17 protein-coding genes and 1 tRNA gene are annotated in these 19,252 nt (G+C 56.1%); 10 read left to right on the forward strand and 8 right to left on the reverse strand.

Annotated elements, in window-relative coordinates; translation table 11 throughout:
* Positions 1 to 45: 45 nt before the first annotated feature.
* From IM267_RS03085 to folD, 5 genes are all read right to left on the reverse strand, one after another.
* Positions 46 to 567: a metal-dependent hydrolase gene (locus tag IM267_RS03085; protein ID WP_193032691.1), complete on the reverse strand. Its 522-nt coding sequence runs from the start codon at positions 565 to 567 to the stop codon at positions 46 to 48.
* A 73-nt stretch (positions 568 to 640) separates the two neighbouring features.
* Positions 641 to 1,657: a Mal regulon transcriptional regulator MalI gene (gene malI, locus IM267_RS03090; RefSeq protein ID WP_193032693.1), complete on the reverse strand. Its 1,017-nt coding sequence runs from the start codon at positions 1,655 to 1,657 to the stop codon at positions 641 to 643.
* 83 nt (positions 1,658 to 1,740) lie between these two features.
* Complete coding sequence (locus IM267_RS03095) at positions 1,741 to 3,240, reverse strand: PTS transporter subunit EIIC (protein WP_193032695.1); 1,500 nt, start codon at positions 3,238 to 3,240, stop codon at positions 1,741 to 1,743.
* A 282-nt stretch (positions 3,241 to 3,522) separates the two neighbouring features.
* On the reverse strand, positions 3,523 to 3,735 hold the full coding sequence (ybcJ, locus tag IM267_RS03100) for a ribosome-associated protein YbcJ (protein WP_063451631.1): 213 nt from the start codon (positions 3,733 to 3,735) through the stop codon (positions 3,523 to 3,525).
* A 2-nt stretch (positions 3,736 to 3,737) separates the two neighbouring features.
* The gene (gene folD, locus IM267_RS03105) at positions 3,738 to 4,604 is read right to left on the reverse strand and encodes a bifunctional methylenetetrahydrofolate dehydrogenase/methenyltetrahydrofolate cyclohydrolase FolD (protein WP_063451630.1); all 867 of its coding nucleotides are present in this window, start codon (positions 4,602 to 4,604) and stop codon (positions 3,738 to 3,740) included.
* A gap of 309 nt (positions 4,605 to 4,913) precedes the next feature.
* On the opposite strand from folD, the gene fimA reads away from it, so the two are divergent.
* The 6 genes from fimA to sfmF all read left to right on the forward strand — a co-directional run bounded on the left by fimA (position 4,914) and on the right by sfmF (position 10,920).
* Positions 4,914 to 5,477: a type 1 fimbrial major subunit FimA gene (gene fimA, locus IM267_RS03110; protein ID WP_074161078.1), complete on the forward strand. Its 564-nt coding sequence runs from the start codon at positions 4,914 to 4,916 to the stop codon at positions 5,475 to 5,477.
* Between the two features lie 69 nt (positions 5,478 to 5,546).
* Positions 5,547 to 6,089, forward strand: a complete 543-nt coding sequence (gene fimI, locus IM267_RS03115; protein ID WP_193032697.1) for a type 1 fimbrial protein subunit FimI — start codon at positions 5,547 to 5,549, stop codon at positions 6,087 to 6,089.
* Positions 6,090 to 6,123: 34 nt separating this feature from the next.
* On the forward strand, positions 6,124 to 6,816 hold the full coding sequence (gene fimC, locus IM267_RS03120) for a type 1 fimbria chaperone FimC (RefSeq protein WP_102749839.1): 693 nt from the start codon (positions 6,124 to 6,126) through the stop codon (positions 6,814 to 6,816).
* 14 nt (positions 6,817 to 6,830) lie between these two features.
* Positions 6,831 to 9,389 carry a fimbrial biogenesis usher protein gene (locus IM267_RS03125; protein WP_193032699.1) on the forward strand — a complete coding sequence of 853 codons (2,559 nt, stop codon included), beginning with the start codon at positions 6,831 to 6,833 and terminating at the stop codon, positions 9,387 to 9,389.
* Positions 9,382 to 10,389: a type 1 fimbria D-mannose specific adhesin FimH gene (gene fimH / locus IM267_RS03130; protein ID WP_112791926.1), complete on the forward strand. Its 1,008-nt coding sequence runs from the start codon at positions 9,382 to 9,384 to the stop codon at positions 10,387 to 10,389. The genes IM267_RS03125 and fimH overlap by 8 nt, the downstream gene beginning before the upstream one ends.
* A gap of 9 nt (positions 10,390 to 10,398) precedes the next feature.
* Positions 10,399 to 10,920, forward strand: a complete 522-nt coding sequence (gene sfmF / locus IM267_RS03135) for a fimbria assembly protein (RefSeq protein ID WP_193032701.1) — start codon at positions 10,399 to 10,401, stop codon at positions 10,918 to 10,920.
* 50 nt (positions 10,921 to 10,970) lie between these two features.
* On the opposite strand, the gene fimZ is transcribed toward sfmF, so the two are convergent.
* The 3 genes from fimZ to IM267_RS03150 form a co-directional block, all read right to left on the reverse strand.
* The gene (fimZ, locus tag IM267_RS03140) at positions 10,971 to 11,603 is read right to left on the reverse strand and encodes a fimbria biosynthesis transcriptional regulator FimZ (protein ID WP_063451623.1); all 633 of its coding nucleotides are present in this window, start codon (positions 11,601 to 11,603) and stop codon (positions 10,971 to 10,973) included.
* A gap of 808 nt (positions 11,604 to 12,411) precedes the next feature.
* Complete coding sequence (locus IM267_RS03145; RefSeq protein WP_107534840.1) at positions 12,412 to 13,128, reverse strand: LuxR C-terminal-related transcriptional regulator; 717 nt, start codon at positions 13,126 to 13,128, stop codon at positions 12,412 to 12,414.
* Between the two features lie 24 nt (positions 13,129 to 13,152).
* Entirely contained in the window at positions 13,153 to 13,815 is a 663-nt protein-coding gene (locus IM267_RS03150; protein WP_063868950.1) for an EAL domain-containing protein, read from the reverse strand.
* A gap of 303 nt (positions 13,816 to 14,118) precedes the next feature.
* On the opposite strand from IM267_RS03150, the gene IM267_RS03155 reads away from it, so the two are divergent.
* The 4 genes from IM267_RS03155 (at position 14,119) to IM267_RS03170 (ending at position 19,212) form a co-directional block, all read left to right on the forward strand.
* A tRNA-Arg gene (locus IM267_RS03155) sits at positions 14,119 to 14,195 on the forward strand.
* Between the two features lie 238 nt (positions 14,196 to 14,433).
* A complete protein-coding gene (gene yahO, locus IM267_RS03160) occupies positions 14,434 to 14,709 on the forward strand; it encodes a DUF1471 family periplasmic protein YahO (protein WP_022647318.1) in 276 nt (91 codons plus the stop codon).
* 218 nt (positions 14,710 to 14,927) lie between these two features.
* The gene (locus tag IM267_RS03165; RefSeq protein WP_193032703.1) at positions 14,928 to 17,111 is read left to right on the forward strand and encodes a TonB-dependent siderophore receptor; all 2,184 of its coding nucleotides are present in this window, start codon (positions 14,928 to 14,930) and stop codon (positions 17,109 to 17,111) included.
* Positions 17,112 to 17,238: 127 nt separating this feature from the next.
* The gene (locus tag IM267_RS03170; protein WP_193032705.1) at positions 17,239 to 19,212 is read left to right on the forward strand and encodes a PhoX family phosphatase; all 1,974 of its coding nucleotides are present in this window, start codon (positions 17,239 to 17,241) and stop codon (positions 19,210 to 19,212) included.
* The last annotated feature ends 40 nt before the right edge of the window (positions 19,213 to 19,252 follow it).

Here is a 19,252-nt window from a genome sequence, read left to right on the forward strand (position 1 = left end):
GCACGACCGTAGGCCGGGTAAGGCGCAGCCGCCACCCGGCTTTTTTTACCTTCGTTTCCACCACAACATCCCCATCAGCACCACCCCCGGCAGCCACACCCACAGCAGTTCCGAGATAATGACCTCATGCCCGTACGACGTGGTATAGCGCGACAGCGCAAACGGCGCGACCTTGATCACCTGCCACGGCGCAAAGAAGCGCTCGTCTGACCACGGCCACAGCCAGCCGACGCCTTTCCCGCCGGTGGTAACGGAGTCCAGCAGGCTGTGCGACAGCAACGACACGGTTAAAAACAGCCAGCAGCGCGTCAGGCTGGCCCTGAACCATCGTCGCCCGGCCAGCACGCAGAGTATCGGCACCACAAAGGCAAACAGTAGCGAATGAGTGAAACCGCGGTGGCCAAAAATATTCCCGTAGGCGACGCCGAATTTAAACGCCAGTACGTCGGCGTCGGGCAGCATGGCGAGGACGATCCCGGCAAACAGCAGGCGGGGTGGGATGACGCGGGTTCCGAGCCCTAAGCCGAGACACAGAGGAACGGCAGCGTGGGTGATAACGGTAGGCATTGCATATATCCATGGCAAATCATGGGAATATAGCAGTGGATCCGCCGCAGTAAACCCGTGTCAAATTCTGATTTTACGCCGATTCCCGCGCGATAAGCTGTCCGGAGAGGGTGATGCGCTGGGTTTGCAGATCCGGCTCTTTCAGCCTGCGGATCATCAGCCCCGCCGCCTGGCGGCCTGTCTCTTCGCTGGCAGACGAAACGTAAGTCAGTGACGGCGACGTGAGGTTTACGTGAAGCATATCTTCAAAGCCGATCAGCGCCACCTGCTGAGTCAGGAAAACATCTTTACCCACCGTGCGCCCCACCTGGTGAATGCCGGAGATTGAACCGAGCATCGCATCCGGCGAGTGGCAGAGCAGGGCGGTAATCGTATTGTTCTTCTCCAGCAGCTGGCGGGTCGCCATGGCCGCCGCCTGCGTGTCATCGGTGCAGGCGGGAGAATATTCCTCACGCCAGACCAGCCCGTTCTGCGTCATCGCGCTGCGAAAACCGAGCAGGCGCTGCTCGCGGATACGACATCCGTCGCGCCCGCCGATGTAGGCGATGTTGCGGTGCCCGCGCTCGATAAGATACCGCGCGGCCAGGTTCGCCGCCTGACGGTTATCGCGCATCACCAGGTTGCATTTCTCTTCCAGCAACGACTGCGAAACCGTGACAAGCGGCAGCGGGCAGTGGCGAATGCGTTCCGGGAGAGCGGCGGCGTGGGTATCCGACGCCAGGTAGATGACGCCCGCGACGCCCTGCTGCTTAAACGACAGCAGGGTGCGTTCCAGATGTTCGCCGTCGTTCAGCGGCTGACCGAGAAAAACCATATAACCCTGTTTCTCCAGCTCCTGAACGATGCTCGCCATCACTTTGATGGAAAAGCTGTCGCTGAAGTCGCGCAGGATCAGGCCGATTAAGTTGGAGGTGTTGGCGCGAAGGTTGGCAGCGGCGACGTTATGAACATAGCCCAGCGTTGTGATGGCGGCATTGACCTTCCCGATCGTCGCCTCTGAGATCTTCCCTTTCTGGCGCAGCACCAGCGAAACGGTAGAAACCGACACGCCCGCATGCTTTGCAACATCAATAATGCTGACTTTCTTCAAAACCGCTCCCTGAAATTTACCGATTATCAGCCAGATAAGAGGCGTCCCCCAGCGTACAGGAGACGCCTTCTTCAGGCATCTTATTATTTGCCAATCATGGTGGACATGGTCTGGGCGATAAACTGTGCTCTGGCCCCGAAAATCACCTGTATACCGTTGTCGCCCACGAACACCACGCCGCGCGCGCCAAGCCCGTTCAGGCCCTCTCTGTCCACCGCATCGCTCTTCGCCACTTCCAGACGCAGGCGGGTGATGCAGGAGCCGACGGAGTCAATGTTCTGCGCGCCGCCCAGCAGGCCGATGATTTCGGTGGCAAGTTCGGAATCGGACTTGTCATTCGCACTGGCGGTGACTTCGGTGCGCCCCGGCGTTTTTACGTCGAAACGGCGGATCACGAAGCGGAAGGTGAAGTAGTAAATCAGCGCCATCGGAATGCCGATGATAATGGCGCTCAGGAAGTTGGTCTGATAGCCGTTAAACGACGGCAGGATCCCGAACGACAGGTAGTCGATAAAGCCTGCGGAGAACGATTTGGCAATATGCGCATGCATCAGGTACATGGCCATATATGCCAGCCCCGCCATGATGGCGTTGAAAACGTAAAGGATGGGGGCCACGAAGATAAAGGTGAATTCCACCGGCTCGGTGATCCCCGTCAGGAAACAGGTCAGCGCCGCAGAGAACAGAATACCGGCCGCGATTTTCTTATTCTTCGTGTACGCTTCGTGGTACATCGCCAGGCACGCCGCTGGCAGCGCGAACAGCATCAGCGGGAACTCGCCCTGCATGAATTTCCCGGCGTTCTGGTAGGTGTCGCTGCTGAAGGATTTTACCCCCTCTTCGAGCATCTTGAACCAGATGGTCTGGTCACCGTGGATCACCTGACCCGCCTGAGTGGTGTAATCCCCAAACGAATACCAGAAGGAGGGATACCAGATATGGTGCAGGCCGAGCGGGATCAGCGCGCGCTCCACCAGCCCGAAAATAAAGGTCGAGGCCGCCTGGTTATCGCCGTTCACCACCACGGACAGGGCGTCGATCCCGGACTGAATATGCTGCCAGACGTACGGCAGCAGCAGGCCGAGCAGGAACGACAGAAACGCCGTCGCGATCGCCACAAAGCGCTTCCCGGAGAAGAAGCCAAGGAACTCCGGCAGCTGCATGGTGTGGAAGCGGTTGTAGCACCAGGCCGCGAGAATGCCGCAAATAAGGCCGCCGAAGACGCCCATCTGCAACGTCGGGATGCCGACCACCATGGCGTATTTCCCGCCCTGAGAGGCCATTTCCGGCGTAATGCTCAGCACCGTGCTGATGGTGATATTGGTGACAAACACCGAGACCGCCGCAGAAAGTGCGGCAATACCGGATTCCGAGGCCAGACCGACAGCAGAGCCGATGGCGAACAGCATCGGCAGGTTATCAAAGATAACCCCGCCGGCGTTCATCATCAGCGGCAGGTGGAACTTATCGCCGAAGGCCAGCAGCAGGCCCGCAGCGGGAAGCAGTGAAATTGGCAGCATTAAGGCGCGGCCAATCATCGACAGCTTAGACAACGATTTAACAAACCCTGATATCAGACTCATGCTGATTTCCCCCGAATAGCGCTTTTTTCGCGCTGTTATTTTAAGTAGAACGTTTTAGTAGAACGTTCTACTCATCGTGGGGAAAGTCTGAAAAGCGCGCAACTGAATTCTCACCTTTCAACAGATGAAATAGTGATTATTTGAAGTTGATCGATAAATAACCGCGATGGGTGTGAGGGGATAGAGACAGAAATTGCCGGGTGGCGGCTTCGCCTTACCCGGCCTACAACCGGAGACAGTACGTAGGCCCGGTAAGCGCAGCGCCACCGGGCATCAAACGGCTTACGCCGTCACGGTCACGCTTTGTCCTGCAAAACTCACGGTCTGACCCGCGACAATTTTGCAGCGCTTGCGGGTTTCCACCACGCCGTCCACTTTCACCTGCCCGTCGGCGATAACGATTTTCGCCTGCGCGCCGCTTTCGCTCCAGCCTTCCAGCTTCAGCAGATCGCACAGCTCAACGTGCGGGTGTTTACCTAAAGAAAAAGTTGCCATGATTACGCGTCCTCTACGTCGTGATACTCCTCGCACGCCTGCAAGGTATTCTGAATCAGTGTTGCTACCGTCATCGGGCCTACGCCGCCCGGGACCGGGGTAATGTAAGACGCGCGCGCTGCGGCATCTTCATACACCACGTCGCCGACCACTTTGCCGTTTTCCAGGCGGTTAATACCCACGTCCACGACGATGGCGCCCTCTTTGATCCACTCGCCCGGAATAAAGCCTGGCTTGCCGACCGCGACGATCAGCAGATCGGCGTTTTCAACGTGGTGACGCAGGTTTTTGGTGAAGCGGTGGGTCACGGTGGTGGTGCAGCCCGCCAGCAACAGCTCCATGCTCATCGGGCGGCCCACGATGTTGGAGGCGCCAATCACCACGGCGTTCAGGCCGTAGGTGTCGATGTTATAACGCTCCAGCAGCGTCACGATGCCGCGCGGAGTGCACGGACGCAGGCGCGGCGCGCGCTGGCACAGGCGGCCCACGTTATACGGGTGGAAACCGTCAACGTCTTTGTCCGGTGCGATGCGCTCCAGCACCTTTACGTTGTCAATGCCCGCAGGCAGCGGCAGCTGAACCAGGATGCCGTCGATTGCTTTATCGGCATTCAGGGTGTCAATCAGTTCCAGCAGCTCCGCTTCGCTGGTGGTTTCCGGCAGATCGTAGGAGCGGGAGACGAAGCCTACCTCTTCACACGCTTTGCGCTTGCTGCCGACATAAATTTGCGAAGCCGGGTTGCTGCCAACCAGCACAACGGCCAGCCCTGGCGCGCGAAATCCAGCGGCTGTACGCGCCTTCACTTTTTCCGCAACCTCAGAGCGCACCTGCTGCGCAATCGTTTTACCGTCAATAATCTTTGCTGCCATCAGAGAGAAGATTCCGTCTGTAACGTTAGAAGGGGGGATTGCCTGTATTTTGTCAGAAGCGAGCGCCGCTGTCAGTCACCCTTTACGAGATTTCACCGATAGCCTGCAAAACCCCTTCTCAGGGCATGGCCAATTTCTTAGGGGGGATTAGGATGTGACCTGGCAAAATGGCAGCGTTTTGACATATTACAAAATAGATTACTGAGCTACTTTGTCTTCTCCGAAATAAGCCTTCAATTTTTTAATTGAACGTATTTCTTATTCCCGAATATGTGCGGGAAGGGTTATTTACATTTTAAAGGAATAGACATGAAACTCAGCAACATTGCTTCTACTGTTATTGCAACTCTGGCCCTGGTCGCGGGTGCCGCTCACGCAGAAGATCCTGTAACGCCTGTATCTGTTAACGGTGGTACGGTGCATTTTAAAGGTGAATTAGTCAATGCCGCGTGTTCAGTAAATACTGACTCTTCTGAGCAGACCGTTAATCTCGGCCAGTACCGTACCGCGAAATTCACTAAAGTGGGTGACACCACCTCCAATATTCCGTTCACCATCGAACTGAACGACTGCGATCCTGCGGTAGCGAAAACCGCTGCTGTTGCGTTCACCGGCCAGATCGACGCCACCGACAAAACCCTGCTGGCGGTAACCTCCGGTAACAACGACAACTCCGCGAAGGGCGTGGGCATTGAGATCCTCGACAGCAAATCCACCACGCTGACCCCGGACGGTGCCACCTTCTCTGCGGCACAGAGCCTGATTGAAGGGACTAACACCCTGAACTTCACCGCGCGCTATAAAGCTACGGCTGCGACCACCCAGCCAGGCCAGGCAAACGCGGACGCAACATTCGTAATGAAATACGAGTAATGCCTTTGTACAGGGATGTGGTTGGCCTCAGGGAAGAGGTCTTTTAATCGCTTATACCGGGAGCGAAGGATGACAAGGACTGGGATATTGCTGTGCGCCCTTGCCGTTGCCTCAGCGGTAAACGCACATGCCGTGGTGATCGACGGCGGCAAAGTTCACCTCAGAGGAGAGCTGGTCAACGGCGGCTGCGCGGTGGCCCCGGACAGCCAGAATATGCGCGTGGATATGGGGCAATACCGCACAAACGCCTTTTCCGGCGTCGGCAGCTTTTCCACGGTTAACGTGCCTTTCACCGTACGTCTGCTGGATTGTAGCGTGGACGTCTCCCGCACCGTCGGGATCCAGTTCCAGGGCGTCACACCGGCAGAAGATCCGCAGGTTTTCCTGGCGACATCGCGGCCAGGGGAAAACGCGGTCAGCAGCGGTGTCGGGCTGGCGCTTTTTGACGAACAGCAACGGCAAATCATCCCGAACGCGACGGCGGTGAGCTGGTTACCCATTGATACCCGCGAACTGGCATTTCATTTTAGCGCCCGCTATCGGGCTATTTCCGAACACCTGGTACCAGGCACTATTCAGTCGAATGTCTGGTTTACGTTGATTTATCCCTGACGCCTGCGAACTAATTATTAAAGGTACGGTTGTGATGAACACCCTGATTAAACCTGGACTGTTTTTAACTTTTATTTTGATGATGATGTCTGCCTGCGCAAATGCGTCCGGCGGAATTGCGCTGGGCGCGACGCGCGTTATTTATCCGGCCGATGCAAAACAAACGTCGCTGGCGATCACCAACAGCAATAAACAAGAGCGCTATTTAATTAACGCGTGGATAGAAAACGCCAGCGGGCAAAAGGAAAAATCCTTTGTCGTCACGCCGCCGCTGTTTGTCAGCGAGCCGGCCAGCGAAAACACCCTGCGCATTATTTACGCAGGCCCGGCGCTGCCCGCCGATCGCGAATCCCTCTTTTACATGAACGTCAAAGCGATTCCATCGGTCAGCAAAACGCACCAGGACGGCAACAACGTCCTGCAACTGGCCATTTTGTCACGCATCAAACTGTTTGTACGCCCGGCTAACCTGGCGATGCCGCCGGAAGAGGCGCTCTCGCAGCTGCGCTTTGAGCGCGTCGGCAACCACCTTAAGGTGAGCAATGCCTCGCCGTATTACGTAACGCTGGTTAACCTGAAGCTCGGCGGCCAGACGCTCGATAACCTGATGGTTGCGCCTAAAAGCTCGGCACAGCAGGTACTGCCCGCCGCCGCGAGCGGCACGCTCTCCTGGCAGAGCGTGAACGACTACGGTGCCATTACGCCGGCGCGTAGCGTCAGCCTGTGAGCAGAGACAGGGCGATGAACACTCAATGGCGTTACTGCCCGGTTGCGCTGGCGCTGATGGCAACGCTCTGGCCACACGCTGGCTGGGGCGACAGCTATTTTAACCCGGCGTTTCTCTCCGATGACGCGGCGAACGTGGCGGATTTGTCGCGTTTTGAAAAGGGCCACCAGCAGGCACCGGGCGTCTATCGCGTCGATATCTGGCGTAACGATGAATTTATCGGCACCCAGGACGTGCGGTTTGAGCAAGCCGACAACACGCCGCCGGTCGCGGGCGGGTTGTCGCCGTGTATTACGCGCGCGATGCTCGATCGCTTTGGCGTGAATATCGCCGCCTTCCCGGAGCTCAGCAACGTGCAGGGCGACACCTGCGTTCCGCTTACCACGGCTATTCCCGGCAGCGAAACGGCGTTCAACTTCGCCTCGTTGCGCCTTAACGTCAGCCTGCCTCAGGTGGCGATGCAAAACAGCGCCCGGGGGTATATTCCGCCTGAACAGTGGGATGAGGGCATCCCCGCCGCGCTGGTGAACTACAGCTTTACCGGCAACCGGGGCAGCGAAGACGACAGCTATTATCTGAACCTGCAAAGTGGGCTGAACTATGGCGCGTGGCGATTACGCAATAACGGCGCGTGGCGCTATACCGAAAGCAACGGCCAGCGGCACAGCAGCTGGCAAAATATCGGTACCTGGGCGCAGCGTACGGTCATTCCGCTGAAAAGCGAGCTGGTGCTCGGCGACAGCAATACCGGCAACGATGTCTTCGACAGCGTCGGTTTTCGCGGCGGTCGGCTCTATTCTTCCGACAGCATGTATCCGGACAGCCTGCAAGGCTACGCGCCTACCGTGCGCGGAATCGCCCGTACCCCTGCCAAAGTGGTGATCCGTCAGAACGGCTATGTGATTTACCAGAGCTATGTGCAGCCGGGTGCTTTCGCCATTACCGACCTTAACCCCACCTCCTCCAGCGGTGACCTTGAGGTGACGGTGGAAGAGAAGGACGGCAGCCAGCAGCGCTACACCGTACCGTATTCCACCGTACCGCTGCTCCAGCGTGAAGGACGCTGGAAATACGATCTGGTGGCGGGGGATTATCGCAGCGGCAACAGCGAGCAGGACACGCCGTTCTTTACGCAGGGAACGATGATTGCCGGCCTTGCCGACGGCTACACGCTGTACGGCGGTACGCAGCTGGCCTCGCGGTATACCGCAATCGCCATTGGCGCGGGGAAAAACCTCGGTGACTGGGGCGCGGTCTCACTTGACCTCACGCACGCCCGCAGCCAGCTGGCGGATGACAGCCGCCATGAAGGCCAGTCCCTGCGGTTCCTGTACGCAAAATCCCTTAACGGATTCGGCACCAACTTCCAGCTGCTGGGCTATCGCTATTCGACCAAAGGCTTCTACACCCTCGACGATGTGGCCTGGCGCACAATGGAAGGCTATCAGTATGGCGACGATAAGGATGATGACGGCGTGCCGGACGTGCAGAGCTATCACAACCTGACGCTGAATAAAAAAGGGCGTTTCCAGCTCAATATCTCCCAGTCTCTCGGCGATTACGGCTCGGTGTACGTTTCAGGCAGCCAGCAGAGTTACTGGGGCACCAGCGAGTCCAACGTCTGGTACCAGCTCGGCTATGCGGGCGGGGTGAAAGGGGTCAGCTATGCCTTATCCTGGTCGTGGAACAAGGCCGTCGGCATTGACGGAACCGACCGTATCGCCTCGTTCAACGTCTCCGTACCGTTCAGCATGTTCACCCGTCACGGCTTCCGTCGCGATAGCGCGATCGACAGAGCCTATGCCACGGCCTCTTCCAGCCGAAACAGCAACGGTGATACCAGCTGGCAGACCGGGATAAGCGGAACACTGCTGAAAGATCGCAACCTGAACTATAGCGTCACCCAGGGCCACGCCAGCAATAACGGCGCAAGCGGCAGCGCCAGCGCCAACTGGCAGGCCACCTACGGCACGCTGGGCGTGGGCTACAACTACACCCGGGATCAGCACGATCTCAACTGGCAGCTTTCCGGCGGCGTGGTAGGGCATTCCGACGGCGTAACGTTCAGCCAGCCACTGGGCGATACCAACGTGCTGATCAAAGCGCCGGGCGCGTCGGGCGTGAGCGTCGAAAACCAGACCGGGGTGAAAACCGACTGGCGTGGCTATGCGGTGATGCCGTACGCCACGGTTTACCGTTACAACCGCGTGGCGCTTGATACCAACACCATGAGCAACAACACCGACATTGAAAATAACGTGTCCAGCGTCGTGCCGACGAACGGCGCGCTGGTGCGCGCCAGCTTCGATACCCGCATCGGCGTGCGCGCGCTGCTGACCGTGAAGCGCGATAACCAGCCCGTACCGTTTGGTGCGGTGGTGCGTGAGACGCAGAGCGGCGTAACCAGCATGGTGGGCGATGACGGGCAGATTTACCTGAGCGGGCTGCCGCTGGAAGGGGAGCTGCTGATTCAGTGGGGAGACGGAAAGCAGTCCCAGTGTCGTGCGCCCTACAGCTTGCCAGAACAGAGCCTGCAACAGGCGATCACACTTAAGGGGATCCGCTGTGAATAAAATCCATTATCTGGGGTTATCCCTTCTGGCGTTTTTGCCGGTAACTGACGCGCTCGCCACCGTCTGCGTCAATGAAAATGGCGTGCCGACGGAGGTCTATTACGACCTGACGGATAAATTCAACAGCGCCAATAACCAGGTGGGGCAGGTGGTTACGCTCAGCGAGAAATCCCAGTGGGTGGGCGTAAACGCCGTCTGCCCTAAGGGAACGTCCGGGAACACTACCAAGCGCAGCTATGTGACCGATTTCCCGGTCACGGGCACCAGCGATGGCTATCAGTATCTGAAGCTTAACGACTATCTGGACGGGGCGATGAAAATCACCGACAGCTACGCGGGCACGTTTTATCCCCCCAAAAACTACATCCAGATGGGGAGCCACCCGAACGTGTCTAAAAACAAACCGTTTGGCGTTCAGGATTCCAGCCTCGTCTTTCGGCTTAAGGTGACCCGGCGCTTTATCAATATGGTGGTGATCCCGCGTGCGACCATGTTCCGGGTTTACGTTACCACCACCTCCTCGGATCCGCTCACCACGCCGGTCTATACCATCAGCTACAGCGGGACCATTCAGGTGCCCCAGAGCTGTGAAATTAATGCCGGGAATGTGGTGGAGTTCGATTTCGGGGACATCGGCGCCTCCTTGTTCAGTAAAGCGGGCATCGGGAATAAGCCGGAGGGGGTCTCAGCGCAAAGCAAAACCATCGGCATAAAATGCACCAACGTGGAGGCGAACGCCATGCTCACGATGCGCGTCGAAGCGGAGAAGGTTTCAGGCAGTACGCTGGTCTCCGATAACGCGGATGTGGGCTTTGTGATTGCCAACAGCAATGGCGTGCCGTTGACGCCGAACAACCTGACCAGCAAAATTCCGTTCCGCCTGGACGACAGCGCGCAGGCGCAGGTTGGGATCCGTGCATGGCCCGTCAGCGTGACCGGTAAAAAACCTGCCGAGGGGCGCTTTACCTCTCGCGGCTATCTACGCGTCGACTACGACTAAGGAGCGGGAATGCGAAACGGGATGCGGTATCTCTCTCTGGCGCTCCTGACGCTTTGCGCGCATGCGCATGCAGAGACGGCGCTTGGGGAAATTAACATTCAGCTTTACGGCAATATTGTGGACTTTACCTGCGTGGCGGAGGGGGACGACAGCAATAAGACCGTCACGCTCGGCACCTGGCCAACGAAACAGCTTCGCACTACGGGAAGCCGCACGCAGCCCGTGCCGTTCACCCTCAAGCTGACCGGATGCCCTCCCGGGGCGGCTTCGGTCACGTTTACGGGGAAGGGTGACGGGCATGATAACAGCCTGCTGGCGCTGAATGATGCCAGCGCGGCCAGCAACGTGGCCGTGGAGATCCTCGACCGGGATAAAACGCGCCTCGCCTTGCAGCAGGCCAGCAAGACGGTATCGGTGGATGCGCAGGGAAATGCAGAGCTGTCGTTTTATGCCAATTATATCGCCACGGCGGATAATCCGCAGCCGGGCCGGGCTGACGCCGATGCAACGTTCATGATTAATTATAATTAATTAAATCCACTCTCCCTGTAACGGTTATCCGTTGCAGGGAGAGTGTCAGGTTACAATAATTCGTGCGCTTTCGCGTAATCAATTAATTCAACGATACTTTGCACGCCCAGCTTCGAAAAGATATTAGACTTATGGGCGCTAATTGTTTTGTTGCTAAGTAATAATTGATCGGCAATCTCCTTATTAGATAATCCGTTCGCCAGATACCGCAAAACCGTCACCTCACGATTCGATAAAGGCATATCCACAGCGGCGCCTGTCCGGGAGCCCAGATGATTTATAAAACTCAACGTTTCTGACGGGAAAAAAGAATAGCCCATCAGTATCATTTCCACTGCGTTATAAATTTCTCCCAAATCTTTTCGCTTGCTGACAAAACCATTGGCCCCGGCGCGAATGGCGCGGCCGGCATAGAAGGCTTCTGATTTTGAAGAGAGGAAAAGCACCTTAATGTCTTTGTTTAAGTTTCTGATTCTTTTCAATAATACGAACCCGTCCGTGCCCGTCATTTCAATATCCAGAATGACCAGGTCGATAGGGTGGTTGCGTATACAGTCAAGCACTTCGTGGCTGTCGCCTGACTTCAGTTTTACCTGGATGTTTTTATTTTTCTGTAGCAGGACTTCTATCGACATTCTGACGATAGGGTGTTCGTCCATAATGATAACGGATGCCGGTTTCATTTTTTATGCCTCAGATTGTTAAAAGCGTTATGCTGAGTTTTGTAAAAACTCTCGAAAAGCCGGAAGGATAATTGCGCAGATCCTTCTACGGTAAATGTCCCGGGGAAGAGCGAAAGCATCCTTGTTTACGTAGTGTGATATCGATGCCTCAGCGCAGTTATCTCATAAGGCTGGTTATGGCAAAATGATTTTTCTTATTAGTGTGTCAAACACGTCTTATTATACCGTTTAAGTAATGTCCGAAAAGCCTGTAAATTAATATCCATATATTGCTGATTATTATCTTCTGGATCTGAATCGCTACCTTTTTAAATTTAGCAAAAATGTCCTGATATTGCATTTACCACACACTTTCATCTTTATGTAATAACAAAAAATAAACGATATTACTGTATGTTGCTAAAATGTTAACAATGCGCGGTCTGTGACGGAGGTCATCCTGCCCGCTCGCCACCCCTGATATCCGCGCTTTCGCACGTCATCGCCCCTTTATAAACACCTCAGGCCAGGCTTAAGATCCCGGCGTTTGAACAGCACTATCTGCTGTTTTCTTCACCTCTCATCGCGTTTATTTACACGTAAATCGCTTGTTTTTACACCATTATCACTCTGTTAACGAAAACGTCAGGTCCTTAACGCCTGGATAAAAGTACTCTGATTGAGCATATAAACAGCATTTCGCGCGGTTGAGGGCGAAGAATTAGGAATAGTTATAAAATCGAAAGTTTTGTTAAAAAACACAAAAATTTAACATATATCCTAAGTATTTTCCTAAAGGTCTTTAGGAATTAAGGGGTTATTGAATACGTTAATACGTGAAATCTGAGAGGTTGTTGAGAAGATGTAGCAACTCGTGACGATGGTTCAGGCCAAGTTTCGCCAGGATGCAGCTGAGACGGTAAATAATGCGGCTATAGGGGCGGTTCTGTATCTGCGCGATCTGACGCAGGGAGCGACCCTGCGACAGCGCCTGTAAGATTGGCCATTCTTCCCTGGAAAACCACTCTTTCCGGTGGCCGACGGGGGACGGCGGCTCCAGCAACGTTTGTTGCATAGCCAGCGCCGAAAGCTGCCGTTCAAGCACGTGAAAAGGGCCAGCCGCTTTGCAAAACAGGCGTGTATCGTAATCATCGGCGCGGATGAGCAGGTAGGGGGTCAGGAAGGGAGGGTACAGACTGTGGCGTCGTAATCGGTCCAGCAGGTCAATCAGCGGCGAGGCGCGGCTCTCTACGTCTACCACCAGACGTGATGAAGGCCATTGATTCAAATCGCTGAGGGCTGCTTCCAGCGTGGAGTAGTCGCAGCAATTGCTCAGGGGCGAATGCCCGCTCAGAAAACCGGAACGGAAAAAGTTATCCTGTGTGACCAGAACGATAAAGGGAGCATCGGTTTTGCGGGTCTGGTTGATTGACTGGCTCAAATATTCGAGACGATCAAAAAATGGGAGAGCAAAAGGCGAGTGCGTTGAACCCAGTGAATCACTTCCTGTCCGACGACGCCGGTAACGGCGTACTGTCATTCGCATAGCTTCCCTCTTGGCGATGACCGTTCAGTCCTCCTGCCATCTCCAGGATGGCCAATAATATCCCTGACCGAAGCGCGCGCCAGCCTGAAGCGCACACTCACGATCCTTTTCTGTTTCAATGCCTTCTATAAGCACATTGGCAGCAATTTTTGAACAAAGACCGACCAGCTGCGTCAGCGCTGGCGTTGCACGTAGTCGCCAGAAAGCCATCTTATCGATTTTGATTCCGCTTAACGGCAGACGGCAGGATAAAAATGCGCGCCCTGACGCTTCATCAATATCATCCAGCCAGATTCGATGCCCCTGCGCCGTCAACTGCTGAAGCGCACAACTTACCCTCAGACGTGTTGGGTCTGAGAGGGAAAAGAACGAGGCGGGCTCCACGAGTTCAATGTTCAGCGGTGGGCTGTTAAGTTGCAGTAAGCGCTGGAACATATCCGGGATGGTCAGAACGGTTATCGGCACATTTATGAAAAGGTTGTCACAGGGAGAGGGGTTTTTTAACGCAGCGATCTGGGCTTCCAGCAGCATAAGCGCCCGGGCGGCGGACCAGTCGCGGAAAAAGTCTTCGCTTTGCTGATGCGGTGACAACACGCTGAGCACTTCGGCCCCAATTGTGCGGGAAGAGGAGAGGGCGACAATGGGTTCAAGCTTGATGCCTGTAATGTCGCGTGAGATGTGCTGCACGCACGAGGGGAAACCTGTCTGGTCTGGCGCTGTCACTCCGTCGTCCTGTTCACTTCCAGCCTCCAGGTGGCCGGGATACCGCAGGACAGTGTGACGGCGAAGTAAACAGGAAAACAGCAGGCGTTACTTAAAAGCGGCTAAGCCTTTTCGCAGCCCGTAAAAGGAGCATAAATGTTGAAAAAACAGCCGTATTTACAATCAGCTAGTCATTATCGGCAGAGAAGGCGGAAAAGGCATTGACTCACTACGCATTGACCGTATAATTCCAGGCGTTTCACCACCGCGAAGTATACTCTTCTCCGTGCGCCCTTAGCTCAGTTGGATAGAGCAACGGCCTTCTAAGCCGTAGGTCGTAGGTTCGAATCCTACAGGGCGTGCCATTAAATATCATACACTTAAGCCTCCTTCACATTCTCCTGATTTCCGCTGTTGGACATATTTGGGACAACAACGCTAAAAAAAAGCGTTAATTCACATTTTTGACAGCATAATTGACTGTTATAACAGTATTTTTCTTACGCTGTGGCATTTTCGCCATTCCTCTACCATGCTCATTACACCTCACCGTTTCGCGTGGGGCCTTTTCGTAGTTGCTCATTAATCTCAAGGAAAAAGGTTATGAAAAAAACGACTGCTATTTTGTTGGGCACCGCGTTTCTGTTTACCACCAACGCCTTTGCGGCTGAAATGATGACAAAAAACGAATTCGAAAAAGTTGAATCGCAGTACGAAAAAATCGGTACCGTGAGCACCGCTAACGAAGTCTCTGTCGATGATGCGAAAAAAGAGCTGGTCGAGAAAGCCGATAAAGAAGGCGCTGATGTGCTGGTGCTGACCTCCGGTAACACCAACAACAAAATTCACGGCACCGCCGATATCTACAAGAAAAAATAATGCCTGATCAGCCACCCCCGTACGCGGGGTGGCTGTGCGTCACGCTTTCTCCCGCCTGCATACCCTCCCGTCTTACTTTCACCGTTTACACAGAAAGAAACGCGCGTTTACGCTTGATAACGCATGGATAATACGTATAGTTCTCATTTGCATTTCTCTTAATAAATTCTAAGGCCCGACAACGGGTCATTTTTGCGCGCACGTTAAACGAGTTAACTATGAACAACACCACAATGCACAAAACGCTGCTGGCGATTGCCATTGGCGCGGTTACCCACTCCGCATTTGCGGCGGATGAAAAAAAAGAAGATACCATCGTTGTCCAGTCCACCGCGGGGAGTGATTTTAAACCCGGCGGTGACCAGCTGGTGCCCGCCTTCCTTGACGGGCAGGTGGCCAACGGTGGACGTATGGGGATGCTCGGTCAACAGAACGCCATGGACGTGCCGTTCAACATCATCAGCTACACCTCGAAGCTGGTGGAAGATCAGCAGGCAAAAACCATTGCTGACGTAGTCGCGAACGACGCGGGCGTGCAGTTTGTGCAGGGTTACGGCAACAGCGCGGAAACCTTCCGTATTCGCGGCCTGAAGTTTGACGGCGACGACATGACCTTCGGTGGCCTCTCCGGCGTGCTGCCGCGTCAGGTGGTGGATGCCCAGATGGTCGACCGCATTGAGATCTTCAAAGGGGCAAACGCCCTGATGAACGGCGCGGCAAGCTCGGGCGTGGGCGGGATGATTAACCTTGAGCCAAAGCATGCCGGGGAAACACCGCAGGCGAAAGTGGGCGTGGACTACACCTCGGATTCTCAGATTGGCACCACCCTGGATGCGGGGCGTCGCTTTGGCGATAACGACCAGTTCGGCGCGCGCGTGAACCTCGTGCATCGTGAGGGCGAAACCGGCGTACCGAACGACCGCCGCCGCACCACGCTGCTCTCCACCGGCCTGGACTACAAAGGCGACCGTTTCCGCACCTCGCTGGATCTCGGCTATCAGAAGAAAACCTTCCACGGCAGCCCGACCAGCGTCAACATCTCGGCGGTGGATTTCGTGCCTGAACCGCCGAAAAACGATCGCAACTTCTCGCAGAAGTGGGCCTACAGCGATATCGAAAACGAGTTCGGGATGTGGCGCAGCGAGTACGACATCACCGACAGCTGGACGGCCTATACCGGCCTAGGCGCGCAGCACGCGCACGAAGAAGGGATCTACAGCGCGCCGAAGCTGGTGGACAAGAGCGGTAACGCAACGGTCAGCCGTCTCGACACTAACCGCATCAGCGATTCCGTCAGCGGGATGGCGGGCATTCGCGGTAACTTCACTACCGGCTTCGTATCGCACAAGGTGAACGTCGGCTATTCCGCGATGACCAAAAACGAAAAGATTGCGTGGAAGATGTCGGCGACGAAGGATAACCCGACCACCAACATCTACCACAATACCGGCGTGGCTATGCCGGACAGCACCAACTTCAGCGGCTCAGGCGGCAAATACAGCGATCCGCTGACCAGCGGGCGCACCCGTACCCAGGGCTGGCTGCTGAGCGACACCCTGGGCGTGCTGGATGATAAATTGCTGTTCACCGCCGGCGCGCGCCATCAGAAGGTGGTTATTCGCGGGTACAACAAAATCACCGGCGCGGAAAACGACGCGGACGGTTTCGACGGCAGCCGCTGGATGCCAACCTACGGCGTGGTCTACAAACCGTGGGAGGAAATCTCCCTTTACGCCAACCATACCGAAGCATTACAGCCCGGTGAAACCGCACCTAACACCGCCACCAACTACGGCCAGAGCACCGGTATCGTTCACTCTAAGCAGAATGAAGTGGGCGTGAAGGCAGACTTTGGCCGCGTGGGCGGCTCCCTGGCGCTGTTTGAAATCAAAATGCCGTCGGCTATCCTCGACGACAGCGGACACTTTGGCCTGGACGCTGAACAGCGCAACCGTGGCGTGGAGCTGAACGTCTTCGGCGAGCCCATGCTGGGGATGCGTCTGAATGCCAGCGCCACCTGGCTTCAGGCCGAGCTGACCAAAACCAAAAACGGCGTGAATCAGGGGAACGATGCGATCGGTATTCCGAACTTCTACGCCGTGCTGGGCGCGGAGTACGATATCAGGCCGATTGAGGGGCTGACGGCCACCGCGCGCGTTAATCACTCCGGCACGCAGTATGCCGATCTCGCGAACAGCAAAAAGCTGGACAGCTACACTACGCTGGATCTGGGGATGCGCTATCGCTTCGCGGTAAACCACAATGAAAACCAGATGACGGTGCGCGCAGGCATCGACAACGTGACCAACGAAAACTACTGGTCAAGCGTGGACGATTCCGGTACCTACATCACTCAGGGCGAGCCGCGAACCTTTAAGGTCTCGGTGGGCTACGAGTTCTAAGCGTTCCACCTCGTTATCCGGGGCAGGGACGCCCCAATCCCTCGTTATCGTGTTATAAAATTGTAACAAAAGCTTCTTACACTGGTCGCCAACTCTTTTACCTCTTGGCCAATGACAGGAAGCCGCTATGGGCAGACCCCTCAAATCCGTTTTCAAAAAAGAACATCAAGACGATATCAGTAACCGCAGCGCTAACCCGGTATTTTCCGAGGTTGCGGAGGTGTTCCTCTCCCGCCGCCGTTTTCTCCAGATGGGGGCCGTTGCGGGGGCCGCCGTATCATTCCCGTTTCTGATCAAACCTGAGAACGCCATTGCCGCGGTCTCAAAACCGTCCGCGCTGGCAAAAGCGGTGTCGCTTGGGTTTACCAGCATCTCTGTTTCCACCGAAGATACGGTCAGGGTGCCGGAAGGCTATATTGCCCGCCCGTTCTATCGCTGGGGCGATCCGACGGGTCTCAAAGACAACATGCCGGCCTTTAAGCCGGACGCCAGCAATACCACGGACGAACAGGCCGCGCAGGCGGGCATGCATCACGACGGCATGGCGTGGTTTAGCCTGCCGCAGGGGGGGCAAAGCCCGGAGCATGGCCTGCTGGCGATGAACCATGAATACATCGACAACGGGATGCTGTTTACCGACGGTACGGCGAACTGGAGCCTCGACAAAGCCCGCAAGGGGCAGAACGCGATGGGCGTGTCGGTGGTGGAAGTGAAAAAAGCGGGCAGCGGCTGGGAGGTGGTTCGTCCGTCTTCGTTCGCGCGCCGTATTACCGTCAATACGCCGATGCAGCTTACCGGTCCGGCGCGGCATCAGGACCTAATGAAAACCGCCGCCGACCCGCAGGGGGAGCGCGTGCTGGGCACCATGCAAAACTGCGCTAACGGCCATACGCCGTGGGGCACCTACCTCACCTGCGAGGAGAACTGGTCGGATATTTTTGTGAAAAAAGCCGATCTCAATCCGCTGGAAAAACGCTACGGCATCAGCGACAGCGATGAATCCTACCGCTGGAACGAAGTGGATGACCGGTTCAGCGTCGATAAAACGCCTAACGAACCTAACCGTTTCGGCTGGGTCGTGGAGATCGATCCTTACGACCCATCCTCCACGCCACGCAAGCATACCGCGCTCGGCCGCTTCAAGCATGAGGGGGCTGCCGTCACGCTCGCCGCCGATAATCGCGTAGTGGTCTATATGGGTGACGATCAGAAATTCGAGTACATCTATAAGTTTGTCTCGGATAAAAAATACGATCCCGCGAACCGGGAAGCCAGTATGCAGCTGCTGACCTCCGGCACGCTGTACGTCGCCAGGTTCAACGAGGACGGTAGCGGCGACTGGCTGCCGCTGATCTTCGGGCAAAATGGCCTGGATAAAAGCAACGGGTTTGAAAGCCAGGGCGATCTGCTGATTAAAACCCGCCTGGCGGCCGACGCGGTGGGCGCGACCAAAATGGATCGTCCCGAGTGGATCGCCGTCGATCCGCACGCCAGCGGCAGCGTCTACTGTACACTCACCAACAACAGCGATCGTGGGAAAGAGGGGAAAGCGCCGGTGGATGCCGCCAACCCGCGCGCCAACAACGTGTTTGGGCATATTATGCACTGGCACGAAGACGGGGCCGATCCTGCTGCCGCACGCTTTAAGTGGGATATTCTGGTCATGGCCGGGCGTACCGATGGCGACGATCCGAAGGCCAAAGGCTCCATGCAGGGCGCGGAATTTGGCAGCCCCGACGGCCTGTCGTTCGATCACCAGGGCGTGCTGTGGATCCAGACCGACGTCTCCTCCAGCACCATTAATAAGAAAGCGTACGAGGGGATGGGCAATAACCAGATGGTGGCGACCATTCCGGGCACCAACGAGTATCGCCGTTTCCTGACCGGGCCGCGCGGGTGTGAGATCACCGGCATTGCGTTTACGCCGGACAACCGCACGCTGTTTATCAACATTCAGCATCCGGGGGAGGGCGGGGATGATATTACCGACCCGGCCAATCCTCGCGCTGTCTCAAACTGGCCGGACGCCAGCCCGAACGGACGCCCGCGATCGTCCACGGTGGTGATCGTGAAAGCGGACGGCGGGATCATCGGCTCGTGACGTTTACGCGCCGGGCGCATGCGCTGGCCCGGCGTTAAGC

Source organism: Enterobacter cloacae complex sp. P15RS (assembly GCF_014895905.1).
GTDB classification, from domain to species: Bacteria; Pseudomonadota; Gammaproteobacteria; order Enterobacterales; family Enterobacteriaceae; genus Enterobacter; species Enterobacter quasihormaechei.

Bases quoted from the DNA above. Each gene is read 5' to 3' on its own strand.
- IM267_RS03170 (WP_193032705.1), top strand. From the start codon at position 17,239: ATGGGCAGACCCCTCAAATCCGTTTTCAAAAAAGAACATCAAGACGAT.
- IM267_RS03085 (WP_193032691.1), bottom strand. From the start codon at position 567: ATGCCTACCGTTATCACCCACGCTGCCGTTCCTCTGTGTCTCGGCTTA.
- fimA (WP_074161078.1), top strand. From the start codon at position 4,914: ATGAAACTCAGCAACATTGCTTCTACTGTTATTGCAACTCTGGCCCTG.
- fimZ (WP_063451623.1), bottom strand. From the start codon at position 11,603: ATGAAACCGGCATCCGTTATCATTATGGACGAACACCCTATCGTCAGA.
- IM267_RS03125 (WP_193032699.1), top strand. From the start codon at position 6,831: ATGAACACTCAATGGCGTTACTGCCCGGTTGCGCTGGCGCTGATGGCA.
- IM267_RS03095 (WP_193032695.1), bottom strand. From the start codon at position 3,240: ATGAGTCTGATATCAGGGTTTGTTAAATCGTTGTCTAAGCTGTCGATG.
- yahO (WP_022647318.1), top strand. From the start codon at position 14,434: ATGAAAAAAACGACTGCTATTTTGTTGGGCACCGCGTTTCTGTTTACC.
- IM267_RS03145 (WP_107534840.1), bottom strand. From the start codon at position 13,128: ATGCGAATGACAGTACGCCGTTACCGGCGTCGTCGGACAGGAAGTGAT.
- fimC (WP_102749839.1), top strand. From the start codon at position 6,124: ATGAACACCCTGATTAAACCTGGACTGTTTTTAACTTTTATTTTGATG.
- fimI (WP_193032697.1), top strand. From the start codon at position 5,547: ATGACAAGGACTGGGATATTGCTGTGCGCCCTTGCCGTTGCCTCAGCG.
- folD (WP_063451630.1), bottom strand. From the start codon at position 4,604: ATGGCAGCAAAGATTATTGACGGTAAAACGATTGCGCAGCAGGTGCGC.
- IM267_RS03165 (WP_193032703.1), top strand. From the start codon at position 14,928: ATGAACAACACCACAATGCACAAAACGCTGCTGGCGATTGCCATTGGC.
- sfmF (WP_193032701.1), top strand. From the start codon at position 10,399: ATGCGAAACGGGATGCGGTATCTCTCTCTGGCGCTCCTGACGCTTTGC.
- ybcJ (WP_063451631.1), bottom strand. From the start codon at position 3,735: ATGGCAACTTTTTCTTTAGGTAAACACCCGCACGTTGAGCTGTGCGAT.